20 protein-coding genes are annotated in these 23,124 nt (G+C 36.1%); 8 read left to right on the forward strand and 12 right to left on the reverse strand.

Features of this window, described 5'->3' with window-relative positions:
- Positions 1–121: 121 nt before the first annotated feature.
- A complete protein-coding gene (locus tag Q3Y49_RS18400; RefSeq protein ID WP_303270110.1) occupies positions 122–4,861 on the reverse strand; it encodes a tetratricopeptide repeat protein in 4,740 nt (1,579 codons plus the stop codon).
- A 137-nt stretch (positions 4,862–4,998) separates the two neighbouring features.
- Between Q3Y49_RS18400 and Q3Y49_RS18405 the strand changes: the two genes are divergently transcribed.
- A complete protein-coding gene (locus tag Q3Y49_RS18405; RefSeq protein ID WP_303270111.1) occupies positions 4,999–6,069 on the forward strand; it encodes an isoaspartyl peptidase/L-asparaginase family protein in 1,071 nt (356 codons plus the stop codon).
- Between the two features lie 530 nt (positions 6,070–6,599).
- Complete coding sequence (locus tag Q3Y49_RS18410) at positions 6,600–7,742, forward strand: fatty acid desaturase family protein (protein WP_303270112.1); 1,143 nt, start codon at positions 6,600–6,602, stop codon at positions 7,740–7,742.
- Between the two features lie 8 nt (positions 7,743–7,750).
- Here the strand turns inward: Q3Y49_RS18410 and Q3Y49_RS18415 are convergent, their stop codons facing one another.
- From Q3Y49_RS18415 to Q3Y49_RS18445, 7 genes are all read right to left on the reverse strand, one after another.
- On the reverse strand, positions 7,751–8,320 hold the full coding sequence (locus tag Q3Y49_RS18415) for a uracil-DNA glycosylase family protein (protein ID WP_303270113.1): 570 nt from the start codon (positions 8,318–8,320) through the stop codon (positions 7,751–7,753).
- Between the two features lie 3 nt (positions 8,321–8,323).
- Positions 8,324–9,139 (reverse strand): ABC transporter permease, encoded by an 816-nt coding sequence (locus Q3Y49_RS18420; protein WP_340153176.1) that lies wholly within the window; start codon positions 9,137–9,139, stop codon positions 8,324–8,326.
- Positions 9,136–10,038 (reverse strand): ABC transporter ATP-binding protein, encoded by a 903-nt coding sequence (locus Q3Y49_RS18425; protein WP_303270115.1) that lies wholly within the window; start codon positions 10,036–10,038, stop codon positions 9,136–9,138. The genes Q3Y49_RS18420 and Q3Y49_RS18425 overlap by 4 nt, the downstream gene beginning before the upstream one ends.
- A gap of 4 nt (positions 10,039–10,042) precedes the next feature.
- Positions 10,043–10,627, reverse strand: coding sequence for a DUF4252 domain-containing protein (locus Q3Y49_RS18430; protein ID WP_303270116.1), 585 nt, complete (start codon positions 10,625–10,627; stop codon positions 10,043–10,045).
- Positions 10,628–10,702: 75 nt separating this feature from the next.
- Positions 10,703–11,233: a DUF4252 domain-containing protein gene (locus Q3Y49_RS18435; protein ID WP_303270117.1), complete on the reverse strand. Its 531-nt coding sequence runs from the start codon at positions 11,231–11,233 to the stop codon at positions 10,703–10,705.
- Between the two features lie 123 nt (positions 11,234–11,356).
- The gene (locus Q3Y49_RS18440; protein WP_303270118.1) at positions 11,357–11,878 is read right to left on the reverse strand and encodes a hypothetical protein; all 522 of its coding nucleotides are present in this window, start codon (positions 11,876–11,878) and stop codon (positions 11,357–11,359) included.
- Complete coding sequence (locus tag Q3Y49_RS18445) at positions 11,847–12,380, reverse strand: GFO_1088 family ECF-type sigma factor (RefSeq protein ID WP_303270119.1); 534 nt, start codon at positions 12,378–12,380, stop codon at positions 11,847–11,849. Before Q3Y49_RS18445 ends, Q3Y49_RS18440 begins: the two co-directional genes overlap by 32 nt.
- A 563-nt stretch (positions 12,381–12,943) precedes the next feature.
- Here Q3Y49_RS18445 and Q3Y49_RS18450 point away from each other — a divergent pair.
- From Q3Y49_RS18450 to Q3Y49_RS18470, 5 genes are all read left to right on the forward strand, one after another.
- Complete coding sequence (locus Q3Y49_RS18450; RefSeq protein WP_303270120.1) at positions 12,944–13,366, forward strand: hypothetical protein; 423 nt, start codon at positions 12,944–12,946, stop codon at positions 13,364–13,366.
- A gap of 72 nt (positions 13,367–13,438) precedes the next feature.
- Positions 13,439–14,320 carry a pirin family protein gene (locus tag Q3Y49_RS18455; RefSeq protein ID WP_303270121.1) on the forward strand — a complete coding sequence of 294 codons (882 nt, stop codon included), beginning with the start codon at positions 13,439–13,441 and terminating at the stop codon, positions 14,318–14,320.
- Between the two features lie 83 nt (positions 14,321–14,403).
- Positions 14,404–14,841 carry a MarR family winged helix-turn-helix transcriptional regulator gene (locus Q3Y49_RS18460; RefSeq protein WP_303270122.1) on the forward strand — a complete coding sequence of 146 codons (438 nt, stop codon included), beginning with the start codon at positions 14,404–14,406 and terminating at the stop codon, positions 14,839–14,841.
- 31 nt (positions 14,842–14,872) lie between these two features.
- Complete coding sequence (locus Q3Y49_RS18465; RefSeq protein ID WP_303270123.1) at positions 14,873–15,982, forward strand: alkene reductase; 1,110 nt, start codon at positions 14,873–14,875, stop codon at positions 15,980–15,982.
- A gap of 370 nt (positions 15,983–16,352) precedes the next feature.
- Positions 16,353–16,538, forward strand: coding sequence for a hypothetical protein (locus tag Q3Y49_RS18470; protein ID WP_303270124.1), 186 nt, complete (start codon positions 16,353–16,355; stop codon positions 16,536–16,538).
- A gap of 538 nt (positions 16,539–17,076) precedes the next feature.
- Here the strand turns inward: Q3Y49_RS18470 and Q3Y49_RS18475 are convergent.
- Positions 17,077–17,322 carry a hypothetical protein gene (locus Q3Y49_RS18475; RefSeq protein WP_303270125.1) on the reverse strand — a complete coding sequence of 82 codons (246 nt, stop codon included), beginning with the start codon at positions 17,320–17,322 and terminating at the stop codon, positions 17,077–17,079.
- 355 nt (positions 17,323–17,677) lie between these two features.
- On the opposite strand from Q3Y49_RS18475, the gene Q3Y49_RS18480 reads away from it, so the two are divergent.
- Positions 17,678–18,304: a hypothetical protein gene (locus Q3Y49_RS18480; RefSeq protein WP_303270126.1), complete on the forward strand. Its 627-nt coding sequence runs from the start codon at positions 17,678–17,680 to the stop codon at positions 18,302–18,304.
- Between the two features lie 27 nt (positions 18,305–18,331).
- Here Q3Y49_RS18480 and Q3Y49_RS18485 read toward each other — a convergent pair whose 3' ends face one another.
- Genes Q3Y49_RS18485 through Q3Y49_RS18495 form a run of 3 tightly spaced genes read right to left on the reverse strand, consistent with a single transcriptional unit; the run spans position 18,332 to position 23,123 of the window.
- Complete coding sequence (locus Q3Y49_RS18485) at positions 18,332–19,123, reverse strand: DUF2971 domain-containing protein (protein WP_303270127.1); 792 nt, start codon at positions 19,121–19,123, stop codon at positions 18,332–18,334.
- A 6-nt stretch (positions 19,124–19,129) separates the two neighbouring features.
- Positions 19,130–20,173 carry an HNH endonuclease gene (locus Q3Y49_RS18490; RefSeq protein WP_303270128.1) on the reverse strand — a complete coding sequence of 348 codons (1,044 nt, stop codon included), beginning with the start codon at positions 20,171–20,173 and terminating at the stop codon, positions 19,130–19,132.
- A gap of 1 nt (position 20,174) precedes the next feature.
- Entirely contained in the window at positions 20,175–23,123 is a 2,949-nt protein-coding gene (locus Q3Y49_RS18495; RefSeq protein ID WP_303270129.1) for a type I restriction endonuclease subunit R, read from the reverse strand.
- Position 23,124 lies beyond the last annotated feature (1 nt).

Raw genomic sequence — 23,124 nt, forward strand, 5'->3', positions numbered from 1 at the left:
TTTTGTCAATTTGAGGTTCAACATTCAAATAAATTTAAAATTGTAAACTTTTACATACTATTCATGTTGAAATTTGATTTTTAAAATCTTAAGTTACCCAAAACTAGACTTTAGTATTCATTTACTCACAATACTGCCTTATGTAATAGTTAACGCTTTCCTCTCCCATATTTTTAGCTCTACTCCAATCTTCACAGGCTTTTATATCATCTTCTAACTGATAGTAAATATTCCCTCTTAATTTATAGAATGAAGCGTCCTCAGAATTAAGTTCAATAGCTTTATTCAAATCTTTTAAGGCCGGTTGATAATTCTCCAGCACAGTCTTAACATTCCCTCTGTAATAGTAGGCTGAAGCATCCTCAGGATTTAACTGCACCACTTTATCATAATCTTCTAATGCACCTTCCCAATTTTCTGTTTCCTCTCGCAAAATGGCTCTATTGTAGTAAGCATCTGTATTTTCTGGTTGTAGAGTAATAGCTTTAGAGTAGTCTTCCGCGGCAAAGCGAACATCTCCTAGATATAGAAAACATTGAGCTCGGTACAAATAAATACTTGGATTAGAAGGATCTACCTCTGCTGCTCGATTCAAATCATCCAATGCTGCTTGATAATCCTCCAGTTCCAAATAAGACCTTCCTCTTTTGAAATATGAATCCGACTTGATCACTTCGCCTTGAATCGCCCTCTCAAAATAGGAAATAGCTCCTACCCAATCCTCTAAAGCATAGTAGGATTCAGCTTTGATATAAAATGCATTGGGATTCCCCTCACCTAAATCCTCTAGCTTATCTACATCCTCAATTACTCCGGCATAATTTTCTTGCTCAAATCTAGCTGAAGCTCTGTTTTCATAAGCCCTACCATATTCACTGTCAGTCTGTATAGCTTTATCGTAATCTTCAACTGCTTCTTCCAATTGTCCCGTAAGTTGCTTCGCTTTTCCCCGGTTATTAAAATATACTGCCTCCACAATTCCTCCCTTGATAGCAGTATTATAATCGCTTATGGCACCAGATAGATCGTCTAATCGGAATTTGGTATTTCCACGCAAAGCATAAGCCTCAAAATTTTCCTTGTCTGAAGCAATGGATGTGTTGAAATCTCCCAAAGCTTCCTTCCAATTATCTAAAGCATAATGAGTTTTCGCTCTTAAGAAATAGAGTTGTTGTGCTTTACTTCCATATTCGTCAGCTTTAACAAAATCAGACAATGCCATTTCATATTCTTCCTTTTGGAAATTGATTTCCCCTCTATGGAAATAAGTTTCTGGATGCTTATCTCCAAAAGTAACTGCTTGATTTAAATCGTAATAAGCATTATCTAATTCACCTAGTTTATAATAGGCATTTCCTCTCCCGTAAAAAACATCTGAAGACTGATTTCCTGTTTGAAAAGCTTGTGTCATCATTTCAATAGTTTGTGGGTAGTTTTCTAAATTGAAGTAGCACAATCCTAACCTCACAAAAGTATCGTTGTCCGTTTGTCCCAATTCAGTGGCTTTATCAAAATCATTTAGGGCTTTCTGATACGCTTCCATTTGGAAATAAGCATTTCCTCTGTTTAAAATGGCTTGTCCATAATTTTGATCCACTGCAAGGGATTTATCATAGTCCAGAATAGCTTCTTCAAACTGTTCTAATTTTGCCTTTGCTTTTCCTCTGTTATTAAAAATTACCTCGTCCCTTTGCCCTAAGCCTATTGCTTCATCATATGATTTTATGGCATCATTAAACCTGTCTTCTCTGAACAGAGTATTCGCATAATGATAATGTGTTTTGGGGTTTTGAGTCCCTGACGCAATTGCTCTCTGTAAAAATTGAGCAGCTTCTTCATATTTCTTTCCTTCATAGAGCGAATTTCCTAAATTCTCAATCACGGACTTCTCAGTCACTCCTTTGTCCACTGCTTTAATCAATTGCTCAGCCGCCTGTCTAAAATTATCTGTTTTGAAGAAAGCATTCCCCATCTTGGCAAATAAATCGCCTTCACTTATCCCGCCCTCTTCAGCTTTTTGAAAATCACTTATCGCTTGCCTATATTCTTCTTTTTCGTATAAAATACTACCCTTGAAATAAAACAGTTCAGGATTTTGAACTCCTCCACCGATTGCCAATTGCATACTTTGTAAAGCCTTATCTGCTTGCTGAGTCTTGTAATAAGCTAAACCCAACATTTCTGCAACTTCAGGACTCTTCTTCTCAGTTTTTTCTAAATCCGAAATTGCTGCAGCATAATTTTCCTGTTGATAATATGCCGTACCTCTATTCAATAAAGCTTGGTCATAATTGGGATTTTGAGCTAAAGCCAAACCATAATCTGTGATAGCTTCGGAAACCTTGTCCTGCAGAAATTTTGCTTTCCCCCTATTATTATAAATGATCGCATCTTTTGCTCCTAAATTAACAGCTTTATCATAGGAGCTAACTGCATTTAGTAAATTCTGTTGACGAAAATAAAGATCTCCAAGCGTCACATAAACATCGATGGATTTGCTTCCCGTTCCCGATGCCTTCTCTAAATCCGAAATAGCAGACTCAGCAGATTTTAATTCGTTATGAGCCAACCCTCTTTTTTCATAAAGAATTAGCGAATTCTCTCCTTGTTCTTCAGCTTTTCTTAGTGCATCTACCGCACTTTTGAAATTCCCTAGTTCAAATTGTGACTGTCCTAATGCAAAAAATACAGATTGATTAGTAATTCCTCCCTGAATAGCAGAATTCAAAGCTCTTGATGCCTCCTGATAATTCTCAAGCATAAAATAAGATTGCCCGATTAATTCGTAATTTTCTGTCGACCCATCGCCTGCTTGTATAGCTTGTTTTAAATTGCCTACAGCTGAATTGAAATCACCTTTCTGGAAATAAGCTTTACCCAATGCCGAATATAGGCCTGCTTCTTTTAATCCACCTTCCTCAGCTTTTTGTAGTGAAGAAATCGCTTGATCCCATTTTTTATCAACAATTGCTAAATACCCCTGATATAAATAAATCCTGTTTCCTTTAGCGCCAGCTGAAAGTGCCCGTTCAATATTGATTTTAGCTTCTTGAGTACTACCTGATTCGTACAAAAGAATAGCATATTGTTGGAATACTTCAGGTGATTTTGCTCCGGCTGCAATGGCTTTTTTGAAATAAGAAATTGCGCCTTCGCTTCTACTTAATTGTTGACTTGCTTTTGCAGCATTTATGAAAAGACTGCTATCCTTGATCTCAAATGAAATCGCTCTTTCTAAATTCTGTAGCGCCTCCTCATAGGTGCCTTTTTCAAACTGTGCTGTTCCAAGCAGTTGGAATATTTTGCCGTCATTCGCACCTCTTTGCACTGCAGCATTGAAATCGGCAATTGCTTTGTCATTATTTCCCTCTCTTAAGTGAGCAGTTCCTCTTTTTCTGTAAACTTCAGCTTCGTTTTTTCCCGAATTGATGGCTTTGTCAAAATTCACTATAGCCGATGAATAATTCTCGGAATTATAGTAAGCTTCCCCTAACTGAAGAAAAATATCTGAAGTATTTGAACCTTGCTGTACGGCTTTTTCAAAATCTTTTATCGCATTTCCCCAAGCTTCAGTCTTATAGTAAGCAGCTCCACGATTCTCCAAAGCCGTTTGATAGTTTGCTTTTAAAGCCAATGAGGTGGTATAATCTTCAATAGCTGCTTCATACTTATCCGTTAAAAATTTTGCTTTCCCTCTATTATTAAAGAGCACTTCTGATCCAAACCCTAATTTTTCAGATTGATCATAAGCGACAATAGCTTTTGCAAAGTCATTATTTTTAAAGTGGGCATTACCCAAATAATAGCTGACTTGTGGATCTTTAGACCCCAACTCAACTGCTTTCGCTAAATCTGGTATAGCTTGATTGATTTGTTCTAATTCATAATGACTAATTCCTTTATAAGCATGCCATTTTGCTGCATCTACCTTTTGATCTTGCGCCTGTGAAAAATCATTAATAGCTTCTGTGTACTTCTTTTGCTCAAAATAGGCAAAAGCCCTAATGGAATAGGCTCTCGGATTAGAGTTTATTTTAAATGCATTGGTTAAATCACTTATGGTCTTATCATAATTCCCAGCTTCAAAAGCAGCAAACCCAGCCATTTTCCATGCAAAATCATCTCTAGGATTATCATTGGCAAATTGTTCAAATGCACTTGATGATTTTGACCATTCTTTATTCGAATATGCATTTAAGGCAGAAAATAAATTGGTAGTTGAATTAATTTTTTGGGAGAAGTTGGAAAAACCGTTCGTGATTGAATTAGCTTTTCCCAATCTACTTAAATCCACAATGACCGCTCCGTTAACGCCTTCGGCTTTATCTAAAATTATCCCTTCAATACTATTACCAGAAACCACAACAGCCCCTGTAGCGGACTTACTCAGATTATCAGGTATTACAGCAAAGTATCCATAGCCCTCAATTTCAGAGGATTTAGAAATCTTGGCATCCTTACTTTCTGTTTTTTGTATACCAGTAGCATGTATAAATTTTATTGAACCGCCTTCCTTGAATTTTCCATTGGTAATATTTGCTTTTTGAAATTTGGTGCTCAAGTTATTATCAACTGCAAATTTCACTAAACCAGTGGCAGGATCATGAGCATTGAATGTAGAAATATTATGTATTGTGCTATCCTGAGTAAAAACCTTTGCACTTGTAGCCCCAATAAACAAATTCTGATGCGTGGCTCCTGTTCCCTGTCCATCTAAAATGATAGCCGTTCCTTTTTGTAAGGGTTGGCCAGCATTATCATAAGTCTGTACGAAATACAAACTTTTCTCTGCTTGAGAAAAGGAAGCAAATGAGCCGAACGAAAAAATTATTACGAATATAATTTTATAAATTTTTATCATAAATCAATGATTTAAAAAGATTGACGAAAATTATTGAATTTTTGGCGCTTATGGAAGAAAATAACCGCTTTAGTTATTCATCTTGGTAAAAGAAATTCAGTTAAGTATATTGGATTCACAAAATAAATAATCAAAATATGAAAAAGACATACCAATACTACTTCAGCATTTTTGTTTTTCTTTTAATAATGGCTTGCGACCCTACCACAAGAAAGTCGCCACAGGAGAGAGATATCAAAACGGAGGAAAAGGAAGTAAAACAAGGTCCTATCAGTTTAGTGATTCACGGTGGAGCGGGCACAATAAAACGTGAAAACATGACCGAAGAGCAGGATGCGGAATATAGAGCAAAACTGGAAGAAGCACTTGAAGCAGGATATGCAAAATTAGAATCAGGAGCACCAGCAATGCAAGCTGTGATAGCGGCTATACAGATCATGGAGGCATCTCCCTTATTCAATGCTGGAGTAGGAGCCGTTTTCACCAATGAAGGTAAAAATGAACTAGACGCAGCCGTAATGGATGGGAAAACAAGAAATGCTGGCGCAGTAGCAGGCGTTTCTACTATAAAGAGCCCAATTTTAGCAGCTCTTTCAGTTATGGACGACAGCCCACACGTGATGATGTCTGGAAAAGGAGCAGAACAATTTGCAGCAGAACAGGGCTTGGAAATTGTAGATCCTGAGTATTTCTTTACACAAAGTAGATTTGATGCATTACAAAGAGTAAAGAAAAGAGAAGTGGAAAAAGATAGAAGTGCTGCTTTATTGGATTTTCCTGATAGCAAATTCGGAACAGTGGGTTGTGTAGCCTTAGATAAAGATGGGAATATTGCTGCTGGAACTTCAACTGGCGGGATGACAAACAAAAGATATGGGAGAATTGGGGATGCGCCAATAATTGCAGCTGGAACTTATGCAGATAATGCAACTTGTGGAGTTTCCGCTACTGGTCATGGAGAATACTTTATTCGTTCTGTCGTAGCTTATGATGTTGCAGCTAAAATGAAGTATGCCGGCATGAGTCTAGACGCTGCTGCCAATAAAATTGTTTATGAAGAATTAGTGGAGTTTGGTGGGTCAGGAGGCTTTATTGCTTTAGATAAAGCTGGAAATATATCAATGCCATTTAATACATCTGGTATGTATCGTGGATATATGAATGAAAAAAATATGCCGAAAGTCTTCATTTATAAAGATGAGGAATAAATAGCATATTAAATTCAATTTAAAGCCATACTCAATAAAACCGAGTATGGCTTTTTAAATGCCAATAAACTATTGTTGCTTTTATCTAAAACAAATACGTTTGTATATTAGAAGGATCGCCCCCTTTTTTGTTCAAATCATGTTTACTTCAAGGCTTCAATAATTAAACAAAAATGTATTTTTCAAAGATATCCATACAGTAATTTGGCAAGTTGAATAAACTAGCTTAAGTTCATGATCAATAAGAAAAAGGTAAGTCATTTTCAATAAGAACAAGCTGTATTTTAAGTAAATATGTATTCTTGAATACTGAAGAGATTGTTTAGGAAGAACATTAACAGAATTAAGTCCCCATAATTTTTGATTTTTGAACAATTTTCATAGTTCAAGAAATGTATTTATCTTAGAAATATAGTAAGTCAAAGATCTCAATCTGATGGTATCATGCATTCGTCTAAAAAATTCGAATCAGTAACAGATTTCATTGATTTAAGGCTATCTTGTGACTTTAGTAGTATTAATAGTTATTTATGAATAAGAACACCGTAAAATTTAACACCACCGATAACCCCGAATTTGTAAGCATCTTAAGAAAAAGAGTAAATCAATACTTCAAAGATCATAATGTCTCAAAGTATGCTAATACTCGAATGAGAATAAAAACCGCTTTTATGCTTTTGCTTTATTTCATCCCCTTAGCATTTTTACTTAGTGGATTGATCACTAGCTTTTCCTTGGCCTTCCCAATGTTTATAATTATGGGATTTGGAATGGCTGGAATTGGACTTTGCGTAATGCATGACGCTAATCATGGAGTTTATTCCAAGAACAACAACGTTAATAAAATGTTAGGATTTACCGCAAATTTTCTGGGTGCGTATCATATCAATTGGAAAATCCAGCATAATGTCTTACATCATTCTTTCACTAATATTGATGAGTATGATGAAGACATTGACAAAAAAGGTATAATTAGATTTTCCCCACATCAAGAGCGTAAAAGTATTTTCAAGTTTCAAGCTTTTTATGCCCCATTACTTTATGGATTTATGACATTCTATTGGTTGATAGCCAAAGATATTGACCAACTCATCAGATACAATAAAAGAAATCTATTAAAGGGACAAGGGCTTAATTTCAAAAAAGCATTAGGCCTAATGTTGTTCAACAAGACCTGGTACATTGCTTTAACGCTCGTGGCTCCCATTATGATAACAGGTATTGTGTGGTGGCAGGTTGTCTTAGCATTTTTGCTTATGCAATTTATCAGTGGCTTGGTGTTAGCGCTGGTATTTCAACCGGCACATGTAATCACTGAAACTGATTTCTATAAGGTCGATGAAAAAGGTAGCGTAGAAAACAATTGGGCGATCCACCAAATGCGAACTACTTCCAATTTCGCGAATTCTTCCTCATGGTTTACTTGGATTGTTGGTGGATTAAATCATCAAATTGAGCACCATTTATTTCCTAATATTTGCCATGTCCATTACGATAAAATTGCGCCAATAGTGCAAAAAACTGCTGAAGAATTTGGTATTCCTTATCACCATCATAAATCTTTTGGAGTGGCATTGAAAAGTCATTTCACTTTATTAAATCAATTAGGAACTGGCAGCTATGATAAGAAAGTAAAGGAATTAAAAACAGCTCCTATTCCCGCAGTAGCTTAATAATATTCTTAAATTATATCTGAAATCCGTGATTTTAAGTAAGGCAAGACCTCTGCTTTGAACCACGGATTTTTACTTTGCCATATATTATTTCTTGGTGAAGGATGAGGTAAAGGAAAATATTCAGGCAAGTAATCTGTATAGGATTGGACGGTCAAGGTCAAAGTTTCTTTCCTTTCTTTTTTCAAATAATATCTCTGTGCATATTGACCCACTAATAATGTGACTTTCACATTCAGCATTCTTTGAAATAACTTTTGATGCCACATAAGAGCACAAATTTTCATAGGAGGAAAATCACCTGACTTGCCTGTACCAGGATAACAAAACCCCATAGGAATCAATGCAAAACTATGCTTATCGTAGAATTCCTCTTTACCCACACCGAGCCAATTCCTTAAATTATCACCACTTTTATCGTCCCACGGAATTCCAGATTGATGCACTTTTACACCAGGAGCTTGCCCAATAATGGCTATTTTGCTTTCTGAAGAAGCTTGAACTACCGGATTAGCACCAAGAGGAAGTTCATTTTGACAAAGTTGACACTCCTTTATTTCAGAAATCAAATCATCCATAAATTAATTAACGTCCCTTTTGGCAATTAAAAAGTAATTCAACCCAATACTTACAATCAACCAAGCTAGAGCTATTAATGCACTACTGACTTTTACAAAATCCTGAATCTCCATAAATACATATCTCTGAAAAGGAATCTCAACTAAATTATTGACTGCATGAATTGGGAAAAGCGTAATTAACCAATGATCATCAAATTTGTAATTTAAAATACCAACTATTGCTGGTTCTAAAAAGATAGCATAAAAACACAACCCAATAATAGCAAAACCTGCTTTTTTCATCAAAACAGATATCAACATGGCCAGATTCAAAAAGGTAATCAGTTCGAGAAAATGAGCCAGTAAGAATTCCATGTCAGTCATATAGAGACCAAAATTAAATTCTGAACCATAAATTACACCCATAAGCGTACCCGATATCCAGATAACCAACATATTGAAAAGGCTAAAGCCAAAAATTAAGCTTTGTTTTGCCCATAAGAATTCTGAAGGTGACATCCCATCAATAATATTCTGGCGAATAGTCCTATAAGAATACTCATTGGTAACTGATATGATCACTATAAAGGCTAAGAAAAACTTCAAGTAAGAAGCTAAATATGTTAAATTCTGCCAAACATCAGGAAAATCATAGAAAGGAATGATATCGGGACTAATCCCTTGAAACTCCATGCCCGAACTGGCCATCCAAGATAAGAGCATTTTAACACTGCTTAAGACTAGTAATAAAAGCAAAAAATAAAGAGAGGCTAGGCGTATAAATGTCTTATAATTTTTAAGTTTTAACCATTCTATACGTAAAAATTTCAATATCATGACTTTTCGGATAAAAGTTGTAAAAATTGTTTCTCCAAGGATTTATTGATGTAGGTTAAATAGGTCAAGACAACTCCTTTCTCAATTAAGAACCGATGAAAATCCTGAATTGGGGTCTCTTTTGATAATTGCACCTCCAATCTTCCCAAATTATTGATTTTCATATCAACAAAGGCAGGAAAAGTCCTTACTGTGTTTTTAAGACTTTCGATATCATCAGCTAACAACTCCACTCCTTCATTTCCCATTAAACTTTCTGCTACTGTACCTTGAAAGATTTTCTCGCCCTGCTTCAAAACAGCAAAGTGAGTACAAACTTTTTGCACCTCATCCAATAAATGGCTTGCTAAAATGATGGTTTTTCCTTGCCCGGCAATATTAACGATTAGCTCTCTGATTTCTGCAATTCCTTGTGGATCTAATCCGTTAGTCGGCTCATCTAAAATCAAGATTTCTGGGTCGGATAGCAATGCAGAAGCAATGGCTAATCGCTGTTTCATTCCTAATGAATAAGTTTTGAAAGGAGATTTAGCTCTTTGAGCCAGTCCCACCTGCTCCAAAACTTCCATTATTCTGCTTTCGGGTACTTCCTTAATTTTGCAGACTATCTTTAAGTTTTGAATTCCTGAGAGATAGGGATAGAAAGTAGGGCTTTCTAAAATGGCTCCTAACCTTTTTCTTTGCGCTGCAGTCGGTTCCTCCCCAAACCATTGGAACATTCCAGAATCCTTCTGAACAACCCCCAGTAAAATTCCGAGGGTTGTACTTTTACCACTCCCATTGGGACCCAGCAATCCAAAAACAGTTCCCTTTTCAACTTTTAATTCGAGATTATTAACTGCCTGAATATTTCCATATTGCTTATTCAGCCCTGAAATTTCTAATACATTTTCTGCCATAAATTTATTCGTCAGTGCTTTCAGACTGTTTCTCAGTGGAATCACCCTTCATTTCCTTCTGCATCTTTCTTACCCTCTTCCTATGTTCCTTTTGCTTTTCTTTGTCTTGAATAAAGTCGCCAATCGGACCCAAATCCAAATCAGCTTTCATTAAAGCTGGAACTTGTGAAATATCGAATGTTCCTTCCAGAAAACCAACAAAAAGACCGTCCTTAGTGTCAGCAGAAGCAAAGAGGATATCTTCTCTACCTTCTGGTGCTTTAATTTCGATATCCGCATTTTCCATTCTAGCAGAAAATATAGATTCCCAATCGTTGAAATCTTGCTGGCTTTTCCATTCAGCATAATCAGCTTTTTTAGATTCCTTATCCCATTTTATCTGCAATACATGCAGTTTTTGTATACCTTTCGTTGCCTCAGCAAAATTAGGATCATTTTTGGTATTGATCATTTTCAAATTGCTGGGATAAAGATTTATATTTAATGTATGAATTTCTTTTTCTTGGAGACTTTTCAATGGGTCTTCAATTTTTTTCTCGCAGGCTGAGAAAATAGATAAGGTAAATAAAAATAAAATTAATAGTCTCATATGCTCAATAATTTAAATAGAAAAAGCAAGGTAAGCCTAAGCTCACCTCGCTAAAATTAGTTTATTTTTTGGTAATTACTTTTGGTCATCTTCCATATTGTCCAATTGTTCGAGATTTTCCATACCCGATATATTCAGACCTTTTGCCATTTTCGACATTTGTTTAAGGTCTATTTCACCGAAGATACTAGCCGCTACAAAACTGCTGTCACTTCCTACCAACATCACGAGTTCACTTACCTTACCGCCTTTTTCTTGAATTAAAAATCGAATATCTGAATCGCCATCTCTAACGGTCATCAACTCATCATATCCTCTAGCAAATGCAGAATTCGCTTCTGAAAAAAGTGCTGCACCATTGCTAGTTTTACTATTAGCAATTAGTTTTATTCCCTTTAATCCAGATACCGCCTTTTTCATGGCTTCCTCTTCTTCTCCTTCTACTTCAAAATTAGAGAACAATTCAATCATTCGTTGATTCACTGAAACAATAGTAAAAGTCTCATCTGATGAGTATTTATTATAAAATTTCATGAATTCTGTGTTCTGTGCTTGTGCTGCTAAACTTACTAAAGCTAATGCAACTATTAATCCTATCTTTTTCATTTTTTCGAGTTTTAAGTATTGAGTAATAAGTATTAGGTACTTAGATTTAAGATGTAAGACTTTAAGATTTAAGATCCTATCTCCTGTCTAGATTCTAGACTCTAGACTCTTGATTCTATCTATTCATCCATCTTGCCCTACTTTTTTCTTTTCTTTTCTATCCGGTTGAAAAGTGTTTTTCACTTTCTCTTGTGCCGTATTAATCATTTCAAGAGAGCTTAGATGCTTTTTTCCGTGATTCATCATGGAAGCCATCAGCTCTAAAGTAGCTTTTGCTTCTTTATAGGCTTTTTCTTCTTGTTGAGCCAGTTGTTTTTGCTCTTGTTGCTGTGGCATCCACCACGCGAAGAAACCTAATGCAAATACTACCAAGATAGAGGCTGCAACCTTCATCCAATTCCAGCTGTCTTTTGGCTTGGATTTTTGATGAATTTCCTTCATGATTCTATTATCAAAATCATCATCCAGCACGAGCTCTTGCTTGACTTCTTCATGGCTTCCAAACCAATCTGCCAATTTCTTTAATTCGCCAGTAAGCTTATCTTTATTGGCTTTGAGTTCGTTTTTAAACTCCATTTCTTCTACTTGACTGAGCTCGCCCAGCCAGTACTTTTCAAGCCATTGTTCGAGTTTTCTTAATGCCATGGTCATTTATTTTTTGCATACTTGCTTTCAAAAATTTTCTGGAGCGAAAGAGGTCAGATTTCACTTGTGCCTCAGATATTTCCAAAGTTTCAGCAATTTCCTGATAACTATTCCCTTCCACTTCTCTTAAAATGAATACCGTTTTTTGCTTGTCACTCAACTGCTCCATCACTTCCTGCATAATTTTCCATTGGTCTTGCCAAAGGGAGATTGTGCCAGGATCTTGTCCAAAAGTCTTCTCTAATTTGAGCGAATCATGATGCTTTTGGACTGTTTTTCTCTTCCTCAATCTATCCAAGCAAATATTCTTAACTATTTGCATACCCCAAGCCTCTGGATTTTCTACTGCTTCCCAGTCGGCTCTTTTGTCCCAAATCTTAATCATAGCTTCTTGGGTCGCGTCTTTAGCCTCCTCTTCGTCTTTTAGAAAGTAGTAGCCAAAGCGGAAGAGCTTATTCTTTTGACTTAGGTAGATATTTTTAAAGTAGTTTTCTTCGCTCATTACAATAGGTAGATGCACAAGAGGAGTGAAAGTTACAGAGAATTTGAAATTATTTTAATAAAATTGATTCATATGAATTATTTAACTGAATATCAGTCAAATAAGTATTATTTCAATTAGCTGACATTTCTATCAACACCCCTATGATCCCCTCAAGGGGATAGTTCTCACCGATTTTATTTTAGTAGAAAGCAATAGGATTCATCACTATTTATTAAATAATACCTTTTGATAATATTTTATTACAGTGATACAAATCAAATTAAAAAATAAAAAGTAACTCTGTGCGTCTCCCCCCTTGAGGGGGGCTACGGGGGGGGGATTTATTAGCTATGATCATTTTTTAAATCAACATAAGTATGGGAAAAATAAGCCAAAGAAGTATCTTTCGAACATTACTATAAAACTCTCAATATGAAAATCCTATTTAGTCTTTCGGTATTATTATTCTCTTACACCTCCTTTTCTATCGCCCAAGAAGAAAAATCCAATCATCTCCAATTTTGGGAATCATTAGAACAACATTGCGGAAAAGCATATGCCGGTAAAGTGATTACGGCCCAGTGCCAAAGGATTTTCAGCAGCAAGATTTGGTCATGCATTTTCTATCTTGTGGCGAAGGGCAGATTAGAATTCCTTTTGTGGTGGGTGAAAACCGGTCCAGAACCTGGATTTTTACTTTGAACGAAAATAGTATCCAGTTAAAACATGACCACAGACACGAAGATGGAAGTCCGGACGATATTACGATGTACGGAGGCACAAGTCCCAACACTGGATTTGCGGAATTACAATATTTCCCAGCCGACCAAGAAACGGTTGATTTAATCCCTTACGCTGCTGGAAATGTTTGGTGGGTCAGTATCACGGATTCTACCTTTACCTATAACTTAAGGAGAGTAAGTAGCGATAAACCTATTAGAGTTGAATTTGATTTAACTGAAGAAGTGGAAGCACCTGCTGCTCCTTGGGGTTGGGAAAATTAGAAAAAGTTTTCAGTTTTTTGAAAACCTAGCGTTGTATATGAGAGTTTAAAGATGAATAAAAAATCTAGTGCAATGTCTAATATCTCCTTAATAATAGAAGAACGTGCTGCCGATATAGGCGGTTTTATGGTTGGTCGTTTACTTCCGTTCAAACAGAAAAGAAGTGTTGGGCCATTTGTTTTTATCGATCACATGGGCCCAGCTGCATTGAGTGATCATGAAAACTTAGATGTTCCTCCACATCCTCATATTGGACTTTCTACCCTGACCTATTTATTTGAAGGTTCTATTTTGCATAAAGATAGTATCGGTAGCGAGGTAGAAATTAAACCAGGGGCTGTTAATTGGATGACTGCTGGAAAAGGTGTTGTGCATTCGGAGCGAACACCAGAATATTTAAGAAATTCTGATAAGAAGCTTCATGGCTTACAAATTTGGGTAGCATTACCTAAGCATTTAGAAGATTCCGCTCCCACCTTTGCACATATTGAAGCAAATAAGATTCCGCAGTGGAATGAAAACGGCTTAGAAATAAAACTGATAGCAGGACAAGCATTTGAAAAAGAGTCTCCTGTGCCAGTGCATAGCAACTTGTTTTTCATTGAGATTAAAAGTAAAAAGGCTCAAAAAGTGAATATAGGTAATGATCTTTTTGGTGAAAGTGCCCTATATATTCTAGAAGGACATATAAAAAGCGAGGGAAATCAATTTGATCCAAAGCAAATACTAATAGCTAAAGAAAGCTCTTTGTGCGAATTTGAAATGGGAGAAAACAGCACAGTCTATATTTTTGGTGGAGATCCTTTTCCTGAAGAGCGCTATATTAATTGGAATTTTGTTTCATCTGATAAGGAAGTTTTACGGCAAGCCAGGCAAGACTGGATAGACAAAAAATTCCCAAAAGTGCCAGGTGATGATGGTTATGTGCCTTATCCAAATATCAGAATAAAATAATTTGATTTTTTTCTTTAAAAACCTAACCTATAATTTAAGCTCCCGTATATATATTCCATGGAACATAATTCCATGGAATGCTTATGGAAATAGAAAAAGTCATCAATCATCAGTTTCAAAATGAAAGTCAAAAACTTATCGCGGAATTACTGTATTCAGCGAATTGGCTTGAAAATCTGATCGCTAAAGCATTAAGCCCTTTGGATATTTCTTTCCAGCAGCTAAACGTATTGCGCATCATTCATGGGCAAGAAGCAAATAAAGCCAATGTACAAGTCATCAAGGATAGAATGATTGATGACCGCTCCAATGTTTCCCGATTGCTGAATAAGCTATGCGAAAAGGGATTTACTCTCAAAGATAGATGTACACGCGATCAAAGAGTAGTGTATATAGCGCTAACTGAAAAAGGTATAGAGGTGATGAAGCAGGGAAAAGCGAAGATGGAGCAAATTCAATTTTCATTAAACAACAAAAAACTACAAAATCTAAACAATCAATTAGAAGAACTTAGATCATAAATTCAATCAAGCAAAATTTAATTACATAAAAATGAATACAAATCAAGCACTATTAAAACCTATTCAATTAGGAGATTTAACACTAAAAAATAGAGTCATTATGGCTCCAATGACCAGAAGTAGAGCAGATAATCCTGAAAAAATAGCTAGTGCAGCTTTACAGGGAACCTATTATCAGCAAAGATCTTCTGCTGGTTTAATCATCACCGAAGGTTCTCAAATTTCAGAAAAAGCTGTAGGCTATATTAATACTCCCGGCATTCACACTAAAGCACAAACGGAAGCTTGGGAAGAGGTGACCAAAATGGTGCACGATGAGGGTGGTAAAATTTTTATCCAGCTTTGGCATGTAGGCAGAATATCACATCCTGATTTTCATAATGGAGAACTACCACATGCTCCTTCAGCGCTTAATCCTGAAGCAAAATCTTTTACTCCTGAGGGATTCAAAGACACGGTGGTACCAAAGGAAATGAGCCTTGAGGACATCCAGCAGACCATCCAGGATTTCAAGAATGCAGCAGCAAATGCATGGGAAGCAGGTTTCGATGGTGTTGAAATCCATTCATCAAATGGTTATTTATTACATCAATTCTTCAGTTCCACTTCAAATATTCGCGAAGATGAATATGGTGGCTCCATTGAAAACAGAGCCAGAATACTTTTTGAAATTATAGATGAGATTAAACAAGTGATGCCTGAAAACAGAATTGGGTTAAGATTAAATCCTTCACTGCATGGTATTTTCGGAATGACTTTAAATGAAGACACCATTCCAACTTTCGACTATATTATTGAAAAGTTAAATGATTATGATTTAGCTTATTTACACTTATCAGAACCTTTTAATGATGTATCAGATGTAGAAGACGCAGAGACACAAATTGCCAAAAGATACAGACCAATTTACAAAGGCAATTTAATGATTAATGCTAATTTCGATCAAGAAAAAGGTAATAAGGTTATTGAAGATGGAGATGCTGATATGGTAGCTTATGGAAAGCCTTACATCTCAAACCCTGATTTAGTAGAGCGTTTTGAGAACGGGGCTGAGCTAGCAGAATTTGATACTGATACTTTCTATACGCCTGGTCATAAAGGCTATACCGATTACCCGAAACTTCAAGAGGTAGAAAATTAAAGTTTAATAGTTTAGTATATGGTTGAGCCACCTAGATGAGAATTCGGGTGGCTTTTTTATTTTGCAAATTTACTTTTTGTGAAACGCTATTTCAGGACTAGACAGATTTAAATTAAAAAAAGCCTCTTCAAACTAATGAAAAGGCTTTTATTGTGGAGTTGTCAAGAACAAACCCTATCCTTCAAAATCTTCGTTTCTGCTTAGCATAAGCAGATTTTTCACCTTAGTGAAAAAGCAGGTACTACAATTGGTCAATTATTTTAGCTTTTCAACTGATTTTCTTGTGATTTTCACACTCTTAAGATAATTGATTTAATTGGGATGATAAAACGATCAGAACTATCAATTTCTTCACTGCGTTAAATTGGATATGCTTAGATATGATAAAGTATTAATCAACTACCGAAGACTGCACCATCGGATATCACGTGGTGAGAGTTTATCTCCTGACCATCAACGATATTATGACGGTGCAAGTAAACTACTTTCTGGTATCATCAAACATGGTAACCTTAATAGTGGTAACGGCTTAGATACCAATAATAAAAAATTATAATATTTTATAAAATCTACTTTTAGCTAAAATTCTACTTAGAAGTTCCGCATGTATGCGGGCACGGGGTATCACCCCCTGCAGTCCCCCTTCGTAATGGCGGGGGGATACTCCCCCCACCACTACTTCAACTAATACAATGTACAAGCATCGGTACTAGATGTGGATAAGACCTTATTATGACGGTGGTATAGTTTCGCTTTATAGCGAGCACAGGGCTATGCCCTTTGCAAAACCCATGTGATAGAAGAATAAGGAAAATATCCCTTTAAATGGATTTAAGACCGATATGGGGATTCCCATAACCGTCTAATTTGCTTTAAACGCATTTTTTAAAATATAGTGTATTGACTGATAAGATATTAAAGACTGGCACTAGTTATCTTATTAGATAATGAAAATGGGTAATTAGGGGTACATTATTCTTTTCCTTTTACTAATGAACAAGTGTTTACCCATTTTATGGTAATGAGAATGAAACGCCTCATTAGAGGTGTTTTATTTGAGAGTGTTAAGCTTATCGTTAATTGAATAAAGTATATCAATTTAGATTTAATGATATCACCATTAGATCATTAGTGACACAATATTCAAATTGATCAACATAATATTTAATCTCCACTGGAGTAAATTCATCTACCTTCTTTACATTCTTCATGAGATTACGATATCTCACAAAGCATTGCTTATGTTCACATTCTAATATCATGTAAGCTCTTCGGAATGTATCCAGTGAAGTGTATGCTAGTCTTTCATCTGGCAGTAGGTGCATCTCTCGGATTCTCATGATAGTGTGGGTAAATAAACGTTCGGTTATTTGGTAATAGATTTACAGGGGAGGTTGACGGGATTGGTGAGCAGAATTAGCAGTTTAATTATAACAGTAATTTTTTACCCCCACCTTTATTTACTATAGTTGCAACTTCCTTCTAGCTTCTCGCAACACGTAACCATCGGTTTTTCTTTTCTTTTTATCTTTAGCACCTGCTGGTCTGCCTACCTTCTTGCCTTGTGATCTGGCTCGATTAAGTCCTTCAATGGTACGCTGCCTATAATATGATAATTTGGCAAGATTATTGCAGTATTCATGTAAAAAAATTTGTGTGGATTAAATGAGAAGGTGTTACAATTGTGGGAAAGAAGTGAGTAGAAAAGACAAATCAGAGATTAAGGAGCACATTCCCGCTCAAAATCTGTTCGCTGGATACAGCTCGGAGTACAAAAATAACAGGATAGTTGTGCCAAGTTGTAAGGATTGTAATAATGGAACAAGTGACATTGATGAAGAGTTTAGAAACTTTATTGGTGTTATGAGTAACTCCGAAGAACTAGATCAGATAAGTAAGAATACAACAAAATCCATGATAACCCTTAAAAAAGAGTTTGAAAGATTAACCCTAGATGAAAATGGAAATATTATTGGTGTGAAATTTAATGACAGGCAAATAAAAGATAATCATTGTAAAATATTTAAGGGGCTTTATTACCATCAATATAGTCAACCACTACCACAGGATTACAAGGTAGAGGCAACATTTGATCCAACTGAATATACTCAAATGTGCGTACACTATTTGCAAGGCAATTTTAAATGGGATCATTCTGGTCACCCAGAAGTTTTTAAGTATATTATTCAGCCTTTTAGAGAAAACTTAAATAATCCAGAAAAAAAGAATTTACAAATGAGTTCCGAAGATTCCGTTATCGTTGGGCTTCTTGTTTATAATGTACATCATGCTTGCATTGTTCTTGCTTCTAATAACATTTGAGGATTTATAGATTTACATTTGTTAAATCTAATATACTGGAGGTTTTAGTAGGCTAGATTTCTCAATTATCGAAGTTTTCCCGTTACTACCGAGTATTTCTTCTACCTTTCTTTTTACATCTCCACCACTGGTTGGAGGAAGAATTATTTTATGTATTAATTTATTTAGATCGCAACTGATGAACTTACCATTCTCGTTATCTTCCCAATAATAGTCATCATGAACTGCATCTTGAATTTCTGCAAATAAACGTAATTCACGCTCATGCTCAAAAGCCTTCCTTTTATGAATTATTGGGCTTGACAAGTTATAGCTCTTTACTGGATAGTCTTTTTTGTCATACCAAACATCTTTTTCATAATCTAAGTATCGAACTTTACTAATTGCCACTTCTTCATCGGAAGATTCAAAAGCAGCTTTTAAACCCCGCACTGTAGATTGTATTGCGACTCCTTCATTGGATTTAAGATATAATCTCCACATAGCATCAGATTCACCATCATTTTGATGCCAGCAATTAACTATAAATGATCTTTTTAGTTTCTGGTGAAATATTCCGATTTCGTCACTTTTATTTTTAGCTTCTTCAGTAGTTATTTTCTTACCAAATTCTGATGCAATTATATGTTCCATTTTCTGTCTAAACTCTACTTCTCTCTTCGGAACACTTCCTTCGTATGGATCAGAAAATTTATCTGATCTACAAAAAAACAAAGATTTTTGATTCAGAAGACTTTCAAATTTTTCCAAATCCATATAACGCCATATGGTAAGGTTATCATCAGGCTCTATTAATGCTGGATAAGTTATAATTGACATCCTGATTTATTTTAAGATAGACTTCAACTCTTCAATACTATACACTGGATCACCTTTATGAAGCATTTTATGGCAATTACTACATACCAAGGCTATGTCCGATTTCTTAGTGACTTTTTCTCCCTCTTTTTCAGCGAGGGGATTTAGGTGATGTGCTTCGATAAAACCTTCTCCGCATTGTCCGTATACTTCCTTGAAAGAAAACCCACATACTTCGCACCTCAGTAGTGGGTCTTTAGCGATAGCCGACTTTTTAATATTCAATATAAAAGAAGGATTTCTTTCATATTGCATATGTGTAGAAAGCTTTGACTTTCCTTCTACCGTGGATAGATTACCTTCATCTTGGACATCCTTATTAGTATCACTTGATTTATAAAGTTCTAAGATTTCCCGATGGATAAATAAGTGGAAATCTTCTATCAACCATGCCCAGTCAATCTTGCCGAAACTATCCTTGGCTTTTACATTTAGTTCAGGATTGTCTCTGTAAAACTTATTCCACTCTGCCAACCATAGGCTTTCTATAGGAAAGTCTCTCAGAATCCTCTCCGTTTCCTTGAAATATTCTTGACATTGAAGGAAGTATTTTATTCCTTTTTTATGCAACTGATCTAAGTCTTTATTAAATAAGTATGAGATGGTGTATGTAAAACCTGACATAGGTGAAGCATAGAATCTATTAGGGAACAGAGATGCGATCCAAGCAGAAAGTCCTGTAAAACTCATTGATCTCCCACTCCAATCGATACTGTCAAAGCTATTTCCTTCATGTAATCGTCTGAAAAGTTCAATATCAGATATTGTAATAAATTCGCTTAGTTTTTCCCTACCACTCTTTTGTACGAACTGTACTCCACGGCTTCCATATGTGTAGGTTATTTTCTGAGAATTTATTAATACTTCAAGAATTTGTAGGTTTGAATCAGACCAGTAGACATTTTCATATACGTAGTTGGCGTATTCGAACTTATAGGATTCTTTTTTAATCCATTCTCCAGCTTTGCAAGCCTTCAAATATTTACTTATCACTTTGTCCAGTTGCTGCATATTAGTCTTTTCTTAACCTCTCATATACCTTCTCCAGCATCCAACCCTTCACCACTTTTGAGAAATCCTGATCATCCATGATCTTCTGAAAAATATCTTGATTTTGATCCATTCGGTTGATGATCGAATTTAAAAACATCTCTTCAAATCCGTATTTAAAATTCTCTTTAGTGTTAGACTTTGCCTGTTGCTGTAGGGAAGAATTAGCAGAAAGTTCTTCCTCTATTTGGTCAAAAAATAGCTTGTCACCGTCCTTGAATTCTGTGCCAAATCTGTCGTTCAGGACATTGATTATTTCCGAAAGCTGTGCCTTATCTTCCTTAGTCTGGCGAATGCCAGCCTCCTTGATTCCATCAAGACCATACTCTGCTTGATCCTCAAGCAGGATGGCTGATTCCCTCATCTTCTGGATTCGGTAGTACTCTAACGCTACCTCGTCTCCAAGCTGAAATTTGTCAGTTTCTTTTCGTGGCAATTTCTTTAGTAAAAATCTTAAATAGGCAAATAGCTTCTCCAGCTCAGCATCCTGAAAAGGCATAATTTGAGTTAAGAATGAATACAGCCTAGTAAAGGTGGTGGCTGCATGTTTAAAATTTTCTTGCTCGTCCTCCGATGGCATATGTATAAATCGTTGTACTGCAGGATCAATGTAGCTATTTAATTTTGCATGGTCTTTCTTTGATAATTCCGCACCAGCTTTAAAATAGGTGCTGGCAAAATTATCGATCTCCGATTGCCAGAGAATTTGAGAACTTTCCAGTTGATTCTTGAGGTCATATAAGTGGTCAGGGTCAGTAGATTCTTCTACAGTAGTAAGCTCATAGAATGGCTGAAAAGACTCTTTGATGCTTTCCTCTTCATTTACGAAGTCCAAAACAAAAGTCCCTTCTTTACCTTTGGTGGTTCTATTCAGTCTTGACAGTGTTTGTACTGCTAATACTCCAGACAGTGGCTTATCAACATACATAGTATGTAGCAGTGGCTCGTCAAAACCCGTTTGATATTTGTTAGCCACTATTAGCACTTGGTACTCATTTGAATGAAACTTATCCTTAAGTTCACTCATTGAGAATCCTGTCATTTGTGGTTCTGTGTACTCTGCACCACCATCATTAACAGTTCCCGAAAATGCCACTAAGGTTTTAATGTCAGTGTACTTCTTTTCTTTGATATACCTGTCAAACTCCAGCTTATAGCGTACAGCATGAAGTCTTGACGAAGTAACTAACATGGCTTTTGCTTTACCACCTATCTTGTGAGCCACCACTCGTCTAAAGTGCTCGACCATCACCTCTGTTTTTTGGGCGATGTTGTGCGGGTGCAGCTTCACAAAGCGTGCAATAGCTATGGCTGCTTTCTTCTTGTTTACTTCAGGATCATCCTGAATAGCTTTAGTAAGCTTAAAAAAAGTTTTATAAGTGGTATAGTTCTTTAATACATCGTGGATAAAACCTTCTTGGATTGCCTGCTTCATTGAGTAGAGATGGAATGGCTTTGGCTTGCCTTCTTTTTCTTTTGTCCCGAAGACTTCAAGTGTCTTATATTTTGGAGTAGCAGTAAATCCAAAGAAACTGAGGTTATCTTGCTTACCACGTGCCATCATGGATTTTCTGATCTGATCTTCACCGTCTTCTATTTCAACATCATCCTCATCGGCAGCTTCTTCAAGGCTGCCAGATGAGAGCACTTCCTTCATCTTTTTAGTAGCCTCACCTCCCTGACTCGAATGTGACTCATCTACAATTACCGCATAATTCCTTGCAGGTAGTCCTGATATTTTACCAATAACAAAGGGGAACTTTTGCAAAGTGGTAATAATGATATTCTTACCTTCTTGTAGTGCTTTTGCTAACTGGCTGGAATCCTTATCAATGCGTTGTACTACTCCTTGCGTATGTTCAAACTGATAGATGGTATCCTGCAATTGATTATCTAAAACCGTTCGATCGGTGATTACGATAACGCTGTCGAATATACGCTGATCTTGGTCATTGTGGAGACTTGATAATCGATAGGACAGCCATGCAATACTATTACTTTTCCCACTACCTGCAGAGTGCTGAATCAGATAATTTTTACCTGTTCCTGATACTTTTGCATCAGCTACTAATTTACGGACAGCGTCCATTTGATGATACCTTGGGAAAATCAACTTATCCCAGTTTCCATCTTCATCTTTTTCTAAATGAATGAATTTGCCAATTAGCTCCAGTACACTCGACTTAGCAAAAACTTCGTTCCAGAGATAGTCCGTTCTTCGTCCATCTTCATTCGGTGGATTACCAGCACCATTATCATAGCCCTTATTAAAGGGTAAATAGAATGTTTTTTTACCAGCCACTTTAGTGGTCATGGAACAAGTGTCTGCATCCACAGCAAAATGTACCAACGAACCTTTGTTAAAGTGGAAAAGCGGCTCTTTAAAGTTACGGTCAAAAATATACTGCTTCTCTGCATTTGCAGTAGTCTGCCCAGTAAAGGCATTCTTTAACTCAATGGTGGCAATACTAAAACCGTTGAGACTAATCAATAAGTCGATACTATTCTCATTTTTTCTGTCATACTTTACCTGACGCGTGACAGAAAGTATATTCTGCTCATATTTTTTATATGCCTCTTCATTTAGCTTGCTGACAGGTTTAAAATAAGCCAGTTTTAACTTCACACCATGGGTGGTAATTCCATTTCGAATTACATCCAGTAGCCCTCTGCTTTTAATTTCATGTTGTAAACGGTAAGCAATCCTGCTCTCAGTATTATCACCATGTACCTTCTCCAGTTTCTGGTAAGCAACTTCCTGAGTGTCTTTTAAGAAAGAGTAAAGCTGGCTTGGAATAAGTGCTGTCTCTTTATCAAACTCATTGGCTAGATACTGCTGGTATCCTTGTTCTTTCAACAGCTCTATTACTTCATCCTCGAAATCTTTTTCAGTATATGATGATTGACCCATA

Source organism: Marivirga harenae (assembly GCF_030534335.1).
GTDB classification, from domain to species: Bacteria; Bacteroidota; Bacteroidia; order Cytophagales; family Cyclobacteriaceae; genus Marivirga; species Marivirga harenae.